We start from the raw sequence: 13981 nt of genomic DNA, 5'->3' as shown, positions 1-13981 counted from the left end.
CGATGTCCACCAACAAGTCCCGATTCCTCCACCTCGAGCGCGCGCGCGGCGAGAAGCCCGGCCCCGAAGGACAGGTGCGCCTGCAGGACGGCGGCCGCTTCGAGTCCGTGGCCGGCCCCGGCCCCGAGGCCCCCGCCTCCGTCCCCGAGGCCCATGTCGAGCGCTTCAAGCTCCATGGACAGACGCCGCTGGCGCTCGATGCCGAGCCCTCGCGGGGACAACAGTTTCCGCGCTGCGTCCGCTGCGAGGCCGAGAACGGCCGCTTCGCCCGGGAGTGCACGACGTGCGGCGCGGACCTCCAGTCCCCCGAGCAGCTCGCCCATGACGCGGAGCGCGCCCGTGCCCGTGAGCAGGCCGAGGCCGAGCTCCAGGCGCAGATGCAGGTCCGCCAGAAGGCCCACCAGCAGGCCACCGCCGAGCAGCTCGCCGAGAAGCAGCGGTACCTGGAGCAGCTGCATCTGGCGCTCGAGCAGGAGCGCTCGTTCGTCAGCAAGCTCGAGCCCCTCTTCACCCCGTGCCTCGCCTTCGGGCTGCTGCGGCTCATCCCCCAGCCGCTCGCTCGCAAGGTGGCCGCGGCCTCCGCCATCGGCCTGCCCGTGCTCCTCGCGCGCTTCGGCAACGAGCCCCTGCGAATGCTCGGGTTCTACCTGGGCGTGCTCGTCATCGTGAGCGTCATCCCCACCTCGCTCCTCACCGCCGGACGCGGGGGACGCTGGGATTAGCACGGCCGTCAGGAAGCCACGGCTCGCTTCGTCCTCCCCGCCGGGAGGACCCGATGAGCCACGGAGACGAGAAGGCGCGGGACATGACCCGCTCGCTGCTGCCCTCGCGCCATCGCGAGTCCGCACGCTCCGCGCGCGCCTCCATCCACCGCTCCGCGCGCCATCGCTCCCGTGTGGAGATGGCACAGCTCGCCCGGGACCCGGAGGCTTTCGAGGACCTCGCCGGGCTCGATGACGATGTGACCGGGGAGATCCGCCAGATGGTGCGCGGCCGGCGCGATGGCGACAAGCTCGCCCCCTTCATCCGCTGGGCCCGCTCCATCACCCGCGAGCTGCCTCAGCACAGCCGCATGGGGCACCTCCGGGGACTCGTCCCTCCCGGCGTCATCGGTGACCATGCGCTGTTCCATCTCGCGCATGAGAGGGAATTCGTTCACCCCGCCGAGGCCGCGCACCGCGAGGCCCTGCGGCGACGGTGGGCCCGGGGCAGGACTCCTCCCTGGCTGGAGCGCGGAGAGCAGGCCGAGCTGCTGCGTGCACTGCTGCTCGCCCCCGGCGGGCACCGCGCCTTCAACCGGTGGCTCCGCGTCACCTTCGTTCCCCAGTACCGCTCCGAGCGCCGCCGCCGTGCATGCTCCTGTGAGCCCGGGTGCTTCGTCCTGGAGACCGTGAGCATCCCCGTGGAACCCGTCCGCCCTCGCATGCTTCGGGGCGTTCATGACGTGCGGCCGTTCCTCGAGGCGCTGTGGGGCTCGAGCCCACGGCAGGACAGGTGGGGCAGTCCCGTCGGTCCCCATGCCGGCCAGGCCGAGCCCGTGGACACCTTTCTTCGCGCCTTCAAGGCACACCGGGGGGATGTCTCCGCCACCGTGAAGGTGCTCCGGCTCGAACAGCGGATGAACGGGTTCAAGGCTTGGAGCGGTAGACCCTCAGGGGATTGACTCGGATGCAACCTGGGATGCTCGATACCCTCACCCCGTCCCTCTCCCGGAGGGCGAGGGGTGATTGGGCTCAGTGGAGACTGTTCTACGCGATGTTCTACGCGGGCTCGTCCGCGTGTTGGGCCTGTGCCGCGGGCTCCTGCTCCGTCGGAACGCTCGTCACTTCTCCCGTCCTCACTCCCAGCCACAGCGTGTCCTGCGCCGCCGCTCCCCTCACCAGCCCCGCGTCCGTCGTCGTCAGGAACACCTGCGCCCCGCTCGCCGCCAGGTAGTTCATCAGGTACGCGTTGCGCTCTGGATCCAGCTCGCTCGACACGTCGTCCAGCAGCAGCAACGGCAGGAACCCCATCGCCGCTTCCAGGTTCTCGATCTCCGCGATCTTCCACCCCAGCACCAACGCCCGCTGCTGGCCCTGGCTCGCGTACGCCCTCGCGCTCCTCGCCCCCAGCGTCACCGTCACGTCGTCCACGTGCGGCCCCACCGACGTGAAGCCCCGGTCCAGGTCCCTCCTCGACCGCGCCGCCAGCGCCTCCTTCAACGCCACCGCCAGCGCCGCCTCGTCCGCTCCCGCGAAGTCCACGTCTCCCAGGTGCGCCGGGTGGTACCCGTACGCCGCCGGCTCCGGCGTCCTCCCGATGGAGCCGAACGTCGCCTGCGCCCTCGGCGCCAGCTCCGCCATCAGCGCCCGCCGCCGCGCGTACACCCGCGCTCCCGTCTTCGCCAGCGTCTCGTCGTAGGCCTCCAGGTACGCCGCGTCCACCGGGCCCGCCTTCAGCAACCGGTTGCGATTCTTCAGCGCCCGCGCGTACTCGCGGCTCTCCCTCAGGAACGCCGGGAAGCGGTTGAACACCGCCCGGTCCAGGAACGCCCGGCGCGCATCCGGCCCGCCCTTCACCACCTCCAGGTCGTCCGGCGTGAAGGCCACCACCGACACGCCCCCGAAGTACTCCTCCAGGCTCGCCGCCTTCTTCCCGTCCACGAAGGCCTGCCGCACCCCTCCCGCCACCTCGACCGAAATCTCCCGCTCCGCTCCCTTGAGCAGGAAGCGGCCCGTCACCCGCGCCGACGACGCTCCCCACTTCACCAGCTCCGACAGCCGCCCCGCTCGCAGGGGCTTGAGCGTCGCCAGGAAGTAGAGCGCCTCCAGCAGGTTCGTCTTCCCCTGGCCGTTCTGCCCCACCGCGATGGACGCGTGCGCACTCGGCGCCAGGGTCACCTGGCCAAGGTTTCGGAAGTCCTGAACGTGAAGTGCCAGCAGCCGCACGGGAGGCCTTTCTCCCATCCGTACACGTGTGCGTCCAGGTTAAACCCCTACCCTGGCACCCTCCCCGTCCCAGGCCGCCCGGCTGCTTCCCTCGCCCGCTGCACCAGCCCCGGCAGATCCTCTGGCTCGCCGCCCGCCCGTCCGCCCCCCGGCCCGGCGAGGACGTTCCGCTCCGGGGAGAAGAGCCGCGCCGGCATCTGTCCCTGCCCCCGCAGCCGGATGAAGAGGCGCAACGAGTCGCGCAGCCGCTCCGCGTCCGGGCCCTCCTCGGACCTCGCCCGCTGCGCCGCCGTCCACAGCCGCACCCACGCGGCCTCCTCGTTCCACGGCCCCACCGGACGTGCCCGAGACAGCGCCGCCAGTTCCGCCGCTACCTCCAGCAGCCCCGCCCGGCCCTCGCTCAGCACCTCCGAGGCCCCCAGTGGCGCCCGCGCCGCGCCCTCCCGCTCCACCAGCCAGCCGAGCAGCTCCGGCCACTCCTCCTCCCGCGGCACCACGGGCGACAGCCGCGACTCCCCCAGCGCCCTCAGCCGCGCTCGCGCCAGGTCCTGCCAGAAGGCCGCGTGCTGCAACAGCTCCGGTCCGCTGCGCGGAGGGTGCACCGGCGCCCGCTTCATCCCCTTCTCCAGGAAGGCCCTCACCCGGCCCGTGCCGTCGAAGCGGTCCAGCCGCGCCCACAGCGCCGCCAGCGCCTCGTCCGCCAGGGGCAGCGCCCGCCGGAGCTCCTCCGCCTCCGCCGCGTCGAAGGGCAGCGCTCCCTCGGGGGCCGGACGTTTGAAGACGCGCTCGAGCACCTCCGCCGCCGCGCAGGCGGCCCGCAGCTCCGGGAGGTTGCGCGGCAATATCTCCACCGCCTGGGCCCACAGCCGCCGCCCCAGCAGCGGCCCCGCGTCCAGCACCTCCTCCTCCAGCTTCAGCAGCGCCTCGCCGAGCAGCTCCGGCTTCTTCTTCGCGATGAGCCTCCGCCGCACCTCCCAGGCGAGGGCCTCGCGCAACCGCCGCACCTCGGCCAGCAGCTTCATCGGCGCCGAGCCCGCCGGCCAGCCCTCCGCCTCCGCGCGCCGGGCCACCGCCTCCAACGTGGCGTCCACTTGCGGCTGGGCCAGCGCCACCTCGCGCAGCAGCTCCAGGTTCGTCCGCACCCGGTCCTTCCAGAAGAAGGCCCGCAGCAGCTTGTGCAGCGCGCGGTAGCGCAGACGGGTGGCTTCGAGCAGATCCGCGCGCTCTTCCAGCCGCGCTCGCAGGTTGTCCGGATGGGTGGCCACGGTGGCGTCCAATATAGGGACCCCCGGGCCCGGTGGCAGGCCCCCCTGGCGGGCTTCCCGGGGTGACGAGTGAACGATGAGGATGCCCGGCACTCGACGTCCGGCACGGTGCATGGGAAGAAGTGTCGGACCGGGGCGACATGTTCCAGACATGGAACCTGTCGCTCGGATGGATGTGGATGGAGTGGGGATGGGAAAGCGACCCGCGACCTACACGGACCTGGAAGAGCTCCCGCCCAACATGGTGGGGGAGATCATCGCTGGCGAGCTGTACACGAGCCCCCGGCCCGCGGTCCCGCACAGCCGGGCCTATTCCCGGCTCGGTGGCGTGCTGATGGGTCCGTTCGACCTCGGATGGAACGGCCCGGGCGGATGGCTCATCTTCGATGAACCCGAGCTGCACCTGGGAGAGGATGTGCTCGTCCCGGACCTCGCCGGCTGGCGCCGCGAGCGGCTCCCCGAGGCTCCCCGTACCGCGGCCCTGACGCTCGCTCCGGACTGGGCCTGTGAAATCCTCTCTCCGTCCACCGAGGCACATGACCGCGTGGTCAAGCTCCCCCTCTATGCGCGCGAGGGCATCCGGCACGTGTGGCTCGTGGATCCCGACGTGCGCACCCTGGAGGTCTTCCGCCTCGTGGACACGAACTACACGCTGCTCGCTTCGTACGCGGAGGACGCCTTGATTCGTGCGGAACCCTTCGATGCCCTGGAGTTCAAGCTGGGCGTTCTCTGGGACCGGTGAGATGCCCCCGCGCAAGCTCCCCCGGCACCTCGTCTGGCTCGAGTCCTTCGCGGCCGCCGTCGAGTCCGGCAGCATCGAAGGCGCCGCCGAGCACCTGGGCGTGGCCCGCTCCGTCGTCAGCGAGCACATCCGCGCCCTCGAGGACACGCTCGCCGAGGGCCAGCCCCTGCTGGAGCGCGGCCCCGGCCGCCGCCTCCACCTCACCGCCCGCGGCGAGAAGCTCTACGAGGGCACCCAGACGCCCCTGCACCAGTTGGGCCTCAAGCGCCTGAGGGACCTGGCCAGCGCCGAGGCCAGCCTGCGCCTGGGCCTCAACCCCACCCTCTCCAACTTCCTGCTCGCGGGCATCGCCGGAGACGTGGCCCGGGCCGGCATCAAGCTGGAGGTCAGCTTCGGCGGCACCTTCGAGCTCGTGCGCCAGGTGCAGACGCGCCAGTTGGACCTCGCCGTGGACTTCACCCCGCTGCCCCCGCACCGCGGCGTCGAGGCCGAGTCCCTGCTGAACCTGCCCTTCGTCGTGCTCGCCGGCCCCGGCGGCGAGCTGTCCTCGCGCCACGGCGCACGCCGCACGCTCCACGTGCGCGACCTGGAGGGCCAGCCCTTCGTGGACTGGCAGCGCGAGGACCCGTACGGCAGCGCCAACAGCGCCCGCTTCGCCGCCCATGACGTCACCGTGCGCGAGGTGTCGCGCGTGCAGAGCTTCCTGCACCTCTTCGACTTGCTGCGCGCCTACCACGCCTGCGCCATCGCCCCGGACCTGCGGCTGCTGCGCTCCTTCCCCGAGGACCTCTCCGTCTGGCCCCTGCGCGAGGAACAGCCCCAATTCGTCGAGGTGGTGACACTGCGTCCCTCGGGGGGCCCGGGCTCCGAGGCGGCGCAGCTCGTCCTTGGCGGGCTGCGTCAGCGCCTCGCGTCAAAACGGCGGAAAATCGAATAAGACGTCGGTTTTTATCGGATTTCCGTCGGGGCTCCCGGTGCGTAGATTTCATGCAACGGAGAAGCCCCCATGACGCCCACCGAACGGACCATTGCCCGACTGCCCGCGCATCTGCGGCGCTATGTGGTGAGCCAGGACTACGACGCCTATACGCCGAGGGACCAGGCGGTGTGGCGTCACATCCTCGGCCAGCTGCGCGGCCACCTGTCGGACAAGGCGCACGCCGTCTACCTGGAGGGCCTGGAGGCGACCGGCATCGGCCTGGAGCGCATCCCCAGCCTGGATGAGATGAACGAGAAGCTGTCCCAGCTGGGCTGGGCGGCGGTGGGCGTGCGCGGCTTCATCCCGCCCGCGGTGTTCACCGAGCTGCAGGCCCTGGGCGTGCTGGCGATCGCGGCGGACATCCGCACCCACGAGCACATCCAGTACACGCCGGCTCCGGACATCATCCACGAGAGCGCGGGCCACGCGCCCATCATCGCCAACAAGCGCTATGCCGAGTACCTCAAGCGCTGCGGGCTGGTGGGCTTCAAGGCCATCGCCACGGTGGAGGACGAGGCCGTCTTCCAGGCCATCCGCAACCTGAGCGTGGTGAAGGAGGACCCCACCGCGACACAGGAGGAGATTGCCCACGCCCAGGCGCGCCTGGAGGCGGCCAACCAGAGCCGGCGCTACGTGAGCGAGAGCACCCGCGCCTCGCGGCTGTACTGGTGGACGGCCGAGTACGGGATGATCGGCGGCATGGAGCAGCCGCGCATCTACGGCGCCGGCCTGCTCTCGAGCATCGGCGAGGCGAAGCACTGCCTCACGGACGCGGTGAAGAAGGTGCCGCTGAGCGTGGCGTGCGCGGACACCGAGTACGACATCACCCGCATGCAGCCGCAGCTCTTCGTGGCGCGGGACTTCGAGCACCTGTTCGAGGTGCTGAGCGGGTTCGAGGCGACGCTCGCGTGGAAGCGGGGCGGGGACTACGGGCTGAACGAGGCCCTCCAGGCGCGCACGGTGAACCACCTGGTGCTGGCGGATGGCCGGGAGATCACCGCGCGCGTGGTGGAGGCGCTGCCCGGGGCGCGTCCCGTGGCCGAGGGCCTGAGCAGCGCGCTGGTGCGGCTGGAGGGCCCGGTGATGGTGTCGCGCGAGGGGAAGAACGGGAGCAAGCCGTGGCCGGGCCTGGCGCTGGTGGCGTTCGGCGAGGGGGAGCTGCCGGACAAGGGGGACTTCAAGCTGGAGCTGGCCAGCGGCCTGAAGCTGCGGGGCTTCGCGGTGGGCGGGGGCGAGGTGCTCAACCTGCGCGGCGAGCTGGATGGCCGTCCGGTGGAGCTGCCGAGCGTGGCGCAGCTGTTCCTGAGCACGGGGCTGCCCTCGGTGGCCGGAGGGCCGGCGGATCCGGGCACGTGGGACCGCTGGTTCGGCGAGCTCAACGCCTTCGCCGAGGGCGAGGGCGAGGCCAAGGCCCGCGAGAAGAAGGCCGCGGCACTGCACCCGTCGCTCGCGGCGCTCTACCGCGAGGTGCGCACCATGCGCGAGTCGAAGAGCCTCAACCTCGCGCGCCTGGAGCAGATCTCCAACGCCGCCACCGACTTCCGGGATGACTGGCTCCTCCAGCTCGAGGTCGAGGAGCTGAAGAAGTCCGCGCGGGCGTAGGTACCGCCGGGAGCCGCCTCCCGGGAGCACAGAGGGCCTGAGTCCCCTTCGGGGTGATTCGGGCCCTTTTTCTATTCACGTTTCATGGCAGCGACTCGAAATAGCCCTTGGTTTTCGAGCCTTTGCTACTGGCCATCCCCTGGATTTCCATTCATCTTTCTATTCATGGACGCCCTCGAACGGATGCTTGGAGCGCTCGCCCGGCTGGGCGAGGCACAAGCGAAGGACCTGGCCCGGGAACTGGGCGTGTCCCAGCCGACCGTGTCCCGGCTGATCGGGGCCGCGGGAGACCGCGTGTGCCGGATGGGGCAGACACGCGCGACCCGCTACGCGCGGACACGCACGCTTCCAGGGCTCGGAACACGACTCCCCATCTACCGGGTCCATGAGTCGGGGAAGGTCGAGCCATTCGGAGCCCTGCACCTGCTGGAGGGGGGAAGACATTGGCTCAGCGCGTCCGACGGCACGGGGACGCTGTTCGAGGGCCTACCTCCCTTCGCCTCCGACATGAGCCCTCAGGGGTACGTCGGACGGACGTTCAGCGCGCGCTACCCCGAGTTGGAGCTTCCCTCCCGATTGGGAGACTGGAGCGATGACCACCGGCTCATCGCGTTGGCACGCCGTGGCGAGGATTGCGTCGGCCATCTCATCCTCGGTGACGAGTCCCTGAACCGATGGCTCGCGAGCACGCTCGTGCCCTCCGACCGCGGCGCCTGGCCGGATCTTGCCCGCCGCTCGGCCCGCGAACAGCCGGGCTCCTCCGCCGGAGGAGAACACCCCAAGTTCCTGACGTACGCGGGAGGCCGTCACGTCCTGGTCAAGTTCGTGAGCGATGATGAAGGAGCCGTCGCTCGCAGGTGGAGGGAGCTGCTCGTCTGCGAAAGCCTCGCACTCGAGGTGATTCACGCCGCGGGCCTCGATGCGGCCCGGGCACGGTGGTTCGATGAGCGCGGCTTCCGGTTCCTGGAGGTCGAGCGCTTCGACCGGGTGGGAGAGAGAGGCAGACGCGGAGTGGTCTCGCTCGAGGCGCTGGACCAGGAGTACATCGGCGACTCCGGCCGTGGCGCATCCTGGACGCGTGTCACGCCGAAGCTGCTGGAGAAGAAGCTCATCGGCCCCGAGGACGCGCGGCGCATCCGCTGGCTCGATGTCTTCGGGCAGCTCATCGGCAACACGGACCGCCACTTCGGAAATGTGAGCTTCCTGGAGCAGGAAGACGGCACGCGGAGCCTGGCGCCTGCGTACGACATGCTCCCGATGTTGTTCGCGCCCTCGGGCACGACGGTTGTCGAGCGCCCGTTCGAGCCCGCGCCACCGAGCGCGGACACCCTGGATGTCTGGGCGGACGCGGCCCGCCATGCGCACGACTTCTGGACCCGGGTCATCGACTGCGCGGCGCTCGGCGAGGATTTCCGGACCCTGGCGCAACGGTGCCGGAACGCACTGGAGGCGCTCCGGGAGCGGGGGCCGCTCTGATTCCAACACGGTGGGTGCCTTGAGCCCGTTGGGGACCGGGTAGTAGCGTCGTCGCGAGCCCTCCATGCACGTCCATCAAGCCAGAACCGAGCAGGCGTAGGATGCGGTATTCACTCGCCAGGAATTTCTCCCGTCTGGTGGGACTCGTGCTCGCCACGGCATGGGCGGGCCTCGCCTCCGCGGCCCCCCCTGTACCCTCGTCTCCTCCCGACAACACGAACTCGGTCAGCCGCCCGTCGATTTGCGGGAATCCGACCGCGCAGACCCTCCAAGGGTACAAGGTGCCCGGTCGAAAGCCGGACTCACAGCTGCCCTGGGAGATCTTCCTCGGCAACGCCTCGCACCGGCTCATTGCATATATCTACGACACGAGACACCCGACGAACGTTGTTTATTACAACAATCACAACATCAAACGCATCCTTCAGGAACAAGGTATCGGTGATTGGTCACTTCTCTCCGAGAGAGAACGTGACATGCGCCCTGACATCACCGATGTCAGTGCCAAAGAAGTCTTCGAGATCAAACCCTACAATGAGAAGGGTCTCCTGGATGGCAGTCAGGAGGTTCAAACGTACCTTCTCGTATTGAATCGGACCGTACTGCCCGCGGATCGATTCGCAGCCGGCAAGGCTTTCGAGGGTGAAATCCTGATCCAGTTCGCCCAGGGCCAGTACATCTGGCGCCTGGAATGGTGCACCACCACCCCCGGAGTCACCCAGTATCATTGGACTCGCAGCCGGGAGCATTTCGCGTCGAATGCTGCTGCGTACGAAGCAGCACAATGGGTGGAAATCTCCGAACAAGAGTTGAAGAAGTACGGAGGCTGGGTGGCTCGAGCCAGCGAGGAAATGGTTGAGCGGCGCGAGCGGCTCACCACACTCAGCGGGGCCATCGGCGTCGCCATCGACGTTGTGGGGCAAGTGGCCATGCTCGTCATCTCCACTGCGGCGTCCGGCGGCGAGCGCGGCACCGCTCAACAAGGAGCAAGGGTCCTCCGCTTTCCTTCGAGCCCCCCACCCGCCGCGCCTCCGGTACGATTACCCAAGGCCTCGGGCATGTGACATATCCAGAAGTGGCCAGAGCCACGACGAAGCTCCTCACACCATGGAACCGTTCCAGACCACAACGCTCCAATTGCCATCCTTCCTTCACGGCGCCTACACCACCATCGAGAGCGCAACGCAACGAGAGGGCCGTCGCTGTGGAGAGCAGTATCGGCTCAAGGGTTCGTTCCCACAGCCACATGACCTGAGGGCGATTGCTCCCGGTGAAGTGGTGTTCACGCACAACGTCGTCGACTTCCAGGACGAGTTCCCAGCCTGGCGGCTGTACATGCTCTCGGAGGTCATCATGAGCATGTGCGAGGTGGACGCGAAGAACCATCGCCACCTCAGCCACCTGTACGAGACCACTTTTCGGGAGACCGCATGGGGCGCGCTGTACTTCGCGCTCTCCGGGCATGCCCCGGAGAGCGCGGAGCGCGTGGCGCCGCGCATCCAGGCCGTGCTCCGGTTCTGGGACTCGCTCCAACACGGACGCTATCTCCACAAGAAGCTCAATACGTTCATGTCCCTGGAAGAGCTCATGACCGCCGCCTGCGGCTGGGCCATGGATGCCTGGTGCCCCGAGGGAGGCGCCTCCGTCCCCTCCCGCTTCAGGGTGGCCGCGGAACGTATGGCCAACGCCACGAGAGAGGACTGTGTCGAGGCCATCCTGCGCCAGCTGCCCCGCATCCTCGCGTTCGCCGACAGGAACAAACTCAATCACCCGGAGGTGGTGATGGACTCCACCACCTGGCGCGAGCACCTCGCCACACTGGACGCCACGGAATTCGAGCGCATCTCCGGCGTACGTCCGGGGGCCGTGCTCGGCAGCCTCTATCGGTGGGACCGGCAACTCGACGTACAATGAGGGCCGTTGAAGGAGCGCCATGCACTTCCATCAAGACGTCATCTCGGCCATCGGCAACACGCCCCTCATCAAGCTCCGGCGCGCCTCCGAGCTCACGGGCTGCACCATCCTCGGCAAGGCCGAGTTCCTCAACCCCGGCCAGTCCGTCAAGGACCGCGCCGCCCTCTTCATCATCCGTGACGCCATCTCCCGCGGCCGTCTGCGCCCCGGCGGCGTCATCGTCGAGGGCACCGCCGGCAACACCGGCATCGGCCTCGCCCTCGTCGGCAATGCGCTCGGCTACCGCACCGTCATCGTCATCCCCGACACCCAGAGCCAGGAGAAGAAGGACATGCTCCGCCTCGTCGGGGCCGAGCTCCTCGAGGTCCCCGCCGTCCCCTACAAGGACCCCAACAACTACGTGAAGGTCTCCGGCCGCCTCGCCGAGGCCCTCGACGCCCGCGAGCCCCACGGCGCCATCTGGGCCAACCAGTTCGACAACGTCGCCAACCGCCGCGCCCACCTCGAGACCACCGGCCCCGAAATCTGGCGCCAGACCGGCGGCCGCATCGATGGCTTCATCTGCGCCGTCGGCTCCGGCGGCACCCTCGCCGGTGTCGGCATGGCCCTCAAGGAGCGCGACCCCAACGTCGTCATCGGCCTCGCCGACCCCATGGGCGCCGCCCTCTACCACTACTACGCCCACGGCGAGCTCAAGTCCGAGGGCTCCTCCATCTCCGAGGGCATCGGCCAGGGCCGCATCACCGCCAACCTCGAGGGCGCTCCCGTCGACGAGCCCTTCCAGATTCCCGACGCCGAGGCCCTCCCCCTCCTCTTCGAGCTGCTCGAGCACGAGGGCCTCTGTCTCGGCGCCTCCAGTGCCGTCAACGTCGCCGGGGCCATCCGCCTCGCCCGGAAGCTCGGGCCCGGGCACACCCTCGTCACCATCCTCTGCGACTCCGGCAACCGCTACGCCAGCAAGCTCTTCAACCCCGACTTCCTCCGCTCCAAGGGCCTCCCCGTTCCCCGCTGGCTGGAGCGCGGCCCCGACGGCGCCTCGGCCCGCTCGCTCCTGCCCGGCGTGCTGCTCGCCAAGGCCTCCTGAATCGCACGCGCGGCGGACTTCCGCTTCCGCCGTGCCATCTGGAGAAGACGCGCGCCTCGAGCCCTCGGGGCCCCGGCATACCGTCCCGACCGTGAACCCTCCATTCCCTGCCACGAAGCCGAGGGCCAGCAGGCGTCAAGTGCGCCCCTCACGCACCAGGGACCTCGCCCGTCTGATGGGACTCGTGCTGGTGACCGCCTGGGTGGGACTCGCCTCCGCGGAGCCACCTGGCCCCCGGTCCCCAGCGGGTAGCACGCCCCCGGGCAACCGCCCCTCGGTTTGCGAGAACCCCTCCACCCAGGCCCTCCCGGGTTACAAAGTGCCCGGCCGGAAACCGGACTCCCAAGTGCCGTGGGAACTCTTCCTCGGCAATGCCTCGCACCGGCTCATTGCGTACATCTATCGCACGAGACACCCGACAAACAATGTCTACTCCAACAACACCCATATCAAGACCATCCTCGAGGACACAGGGCTCGGGGACTGGTCACTCCTATCCGAGACTGAACGTGCCATGCGTCCGGACATCACCGACACCGATGCGCTCTATCTTTTTGAGATAAAGCCCCATCATGAAAAGGGGCGCCAAGAAGGTCTCCAGAAACTCCAGACGTACCTGCTCGCACTGAACCGGACCATCATGACGCCCGCGAGCAGATTCTCGGGTGGCAGGAACTTCGAGGGCGAAATCCTGATCCAGTTCGCCCAGGGACAGTACATCTGGCGTCTGGAGTGGTGTACCAACACGCCTGGAGTCACCCAGTATCGTTGGACCCGCAGCCATGAGCGCTTCGATTCGAGTGCCGCCGCGTACCAATCCAATCAATGGGTGGAGATTTCCGAGCAGGAACTCAAGCGGCACGGCGGATGGATAGCCCAGGTTGTCGAGGGCCTTGTCGAGAGGAGAGAGCGCGTCGCCACGCTCAGTGGAGCCATCGGCATGGCAATCGACATCGTAGGCCATGTCGCGATGAGCGTCCTATCCTCTGCGACGTCCGCTGAGCGCGGCGCCACTCAGCCAGGAGGAAAGCTCCTCCCGTTTCCCTCGAAGTCCTCGCCCACGGCACTCCCCGCCCGACTGCCAAAGGCATCGGGAATGTGAGTGAACCCAGGACCCCCACACCATGCACTCCCTCCCGGCCACCACACTCCAACTGCCGTCCTTCCTTCATGGCCCCTCCATCGCCATCAAGAGCAAGACCAAGGCGGAGGGGCGCCGTTGTGGGAAACAGTATCAACTCAACGGCACCCTCCCTCAGCCGCGTGAGCTACGAAGAGTCGCCCCCAACGAGGTGGTGTTCACGCACGACGTCGTCGACTTCCAGGACCAACTTCCCGCCTGGCGGCTGTACATGCTCCCGGAGGTGATGATGACCTTGTATGACGTGGACGAAAAGAACCATCGCCACCTGGGAAACCTGTACGAGACGACTTTTCGTGAAACAGCGTGGGGCGCGCTGTTCTTCGCGCTTTCTGGACGGGCGCCCGAGAGCGCGGAGCGCATCGCGCTGCGCCTCCAGGCCGTGCTCCGCTTCTGGGACTCGCTCCAGCACGGGCGCTACCTCCACAAGAAGCTCAATACGTTCATGACATTGGAAGAGCTCATGACCGACGCCTGTGGTTGGGCCATGGACGCATGGAGCCCCGAAGGAGGGGCCTCCGTCTGCGCCCGGTTCTCCGTAGCCGCGGAGCGCATGGCACGAGCAACACGAGAGGAGTGTGCCGAGACCATCCTGCGACAACTCCCTCGCATCCTCCCCTTCGCGGATAGACATAGAATCACCCACCCACAGGTGGTGATGGACTCCACCGCCTGGCGCGAGCATCTCGCCACACTGGATGCCGCGGAGTTCGAGCGCATCTCCGCCGTACGCCCGGGTGCCGTACTCCAACGGTTGTACATATGGGACCGGCAACTCGACCTACAATAGTGGCCGTTGAAGGAATTCCAGGCACTTCCATGTTCCGCCGGCAACACTGCGCGGCGGACTT

13 protein-coding genes are annotated in these 13981 nt (G+C 68.6%); 11 read left to right on the top strand and 2 right to left on the bottom strand.

Features of this window, described 5'->3' with window-relative positions:
- Positions 1 to 2: 2 nt before the first annotated feature.
- Together AC16DP_RS17030 and AC16DP_RS17025 are read left to right on the top strand one after the other, a co-directional pair.
- Positions 3 to 722 (top strand): hypothetical protein, encoded by a 720-nt coding sequence (locus tag AC16DP_RS17030; RefSeq protein ID WP_329728472.1) that lies wholly within the window; start codon positions 3 to 5, stop codon positions 720 to 722.
- Between the two features lie 53 nt (positions 723 to 775).
- Positions 776 to 1663, top strand: coding sequence for a hypothetical protein (locus AC16DP_RS17025; protein WP_329728471.1), 888 nt, complete (start codon positions 776 to 778; stop codon positions 1661 to 1663).
- A 97-nt stretch (positions 1664 to 1760) separates the two neighbouring features.
- Here the strand turns inward: AC16DP_RS17025 and recF are convergent, their stop codons facing one another.
- Complete coding sequence (recF, locus tag AC16DP_RS17020) at positions 1761 to 2927, bottom strand: DNA replication/repair protein RecF (RefSeq protein ID WP_329728470.1); 1167 nt, start codon at positions 2925 to 2927, stop codon at positions 1761 to 1763.
- Positions 2928 to 2974: 47 nt separating this feature from the next.
- Positions 2975 to 4192 (bottom strand): ATP-binding protein, encoded by a 1218-nt coding sequence (locus tag AC16DP_RS17015; protein ID WP_329728469.1) that lies wholly within the window; start codon positions 4190 to 4192, stop codon positions 2975 to 2977.
- A gap of 190 nt (positions 4193 to 4382) precedes the next feature.
- On the opposite strand from AC16DP_RS17015, the gene AC16DP_RS17010 reads away from it, so the two are divergent.
- From AC16DP_RS17010 to AC16DP_RS16970, 9 genes are all read left to right on the top strand, one after another.
- On the top strand, positions 4383 to 4934 hold the full coding sequence (locus AC16DP_RS17010) for a Uma2 family endonuclease (RefSeq protein WP_329728468.1): 552 nt from the start codon (positions 4383 to 4385) through the stop codon (positions 4932 to 4934).
- 1 nt (position 4935) lies between these two features.
- Positions 4936 to 5871, top strand: a complete 936-nt coding sequence (locus AC16DP_RS17005) for a LysR family transcriptional regulator (RefSeq protein ID WP_329728467.1) — start codon at positions 4936 to 4938, stop codon at positions 5869 to 5871.
- A 69-nt stretch (positions 5872 to 5940) separates the two neighbouring features.
- Positions 5941 to 7515, top strand: a complete 1575-nt coding sequence (locus AC16DP_RS17000) for an aromatic amino acid hydroxylase (RefSeq protein ID WP_329728466.1) — start codon at positions 5941 to 5943, stop codon at positions 7513 to 7515.
- A 183-nt stretch (positions 7516 to 7698) separates the two neighbouring features.
- Positions 7699 to 8991, top strand: coding sequence for a type II toxin-antitoxin system HipA family toxin YjjJ (gene yjjJ, locus AC16DP_RS16995; RefSeq protein WP_329728465.1), 1293 nt, complete (start codon positions 7699 to 7701; stop codon positions 8989 to 8991).
- Between the two features lie 101 nt (positions 8992 to 9092).
- On the top strand, positions 9093 to 10055 hold the full coding sequence (locus AC16DP_RS16990; RefSeq protein WP_329728464.1) for a hypothetical protein: 963 nt from the start codon (positions 9093 to 9095) through the stop codon (positions 10053 to 10055).
- Positions 10056 to 10269: 214 nt separating this feature from the next.
- The gene (locus tag AC16DP_RS16985) at positions 10270 to 10905 is read left to right on the top strand and encodes a hypothetical protein (RefSeq protein ID WP_329728463.1); all 636 of its coding nucleotides are present in this window, start codon (positions 10270 to 10272) and stop codon (positions 10903 to 10905) included.
- 19 nt (positions 10906 to 10924) lie between these two features.
- Positions 10925 to 11989 carry a cysteine synthase A gene (locus tag AC16DP_RS16980; protein WP_329728462.1) on the top strand — a complete coding sequence of 355 codons (1065 nt, stop codon included), beginning with the start codon at positions 10925 to 10927 and terminating at the stop codon, positions 11987 to 11989.
- Between the two features lie 346 nt (positions 11990 to 12335).
- Complete coding sequence (locus tag AC16DP_RS16975) at positions 12336 to 13091, top strand: hypothetical protein (RefSeq protein ID WP_329728461.1); 756 nt, start codon at positions 12336 to 12338, stop codon at positions 13089 to 13091.
- 22 nt (positions 13092 to 13113) lie between these two features.
- Positions 13114 to 13920 carry a hypothetical protein gene (locus AC16DP_RS16970; protein ID WP_329728460.1) on the top strand — a complete coding sequence of 269 codons (807 nt, stop codon included), beginning with the start codon at positions 13114 to 13116 and terminating at the stop codon, positions 13918 to 13920.
- Positions 13921 to 13981 lie beyond the last annotated feature (61 nt).

The sequence above is a fragment of the Archangium sp. genome (assembly GCF_057119385.1).
Note: the sequence above shows the minus strand (reverse complement) of the source record. Positions and strands in the feature narration are given on the sequence as shown.

Excerpts from the sequence above, each read along its gene's own strand:
- AC16DP_RS17000 (WP_329728466.1), top strand. The coding sequence starts at position 5,941 with ATGACGCCCACCGAACGGACCATTGCCCGACTGCCCGCGCATCTGCGG.
- AC16DP_RS16970 (WP_329728460.1), top strand. The coding sequence starts at position 13,114 with ATGCACTCCCTCCCGGCCACCACACTCCAACTGCCGTCCTTCCTTCAT.
- AC16DP_RS16980 (WP_329728462.1), top strand. The coding sequence starts at position 10,925 with ATGCACTTCCATCAAGACGTCATCTCGGCCATCGGCAACACGCCCCTC.
- AC16DP_RS17030 (WP_329728472.1), top strand. The coding sequence starts at position 3 with ATGTCCACCAACAAGTCCCGATTCCTCCACCTCGAGCGCGCGCGCGGC.
- AC16DP_RS17025 (WP_329728471.1), top strand. The coding sequence starts at position 776 with ATGAGCCACGGAGACGAGAAGGCGCGGGACATGACCCGCTCGCTGCTG.
- yjjJ (WP_329728465.1), top strand. The coding sequence starts at position 7,699 with ATGCTTGGAGCGCTCGCCCGGCTGGGCGAGGCACAAGCGAAGGACCTG.
- AC16DP_RS17005 (WP_329728467.1), top strand. The coding sequence starts at position 4,936 with ATGCCCCCGCGCAAGCTCCCCCGGCACCTCGTCTGGCTCGAGTCCTTC.
- AC16DP_RS16990 (WP_329728464.1), top strand. The coding sequence starts at position 9,093 with ATGCGGTATTCACTCGCCAGGAATTTCTCCCGTCTGGTGGGACTCGTG.
- AC16DP_RS17010 (WP_329728468.1), top strand. The coding sequence starts at position 4,383 with ATGGGAAAGCGACCCGCGACCTACACGGACCTGGAAGAGCTCCCGCCC.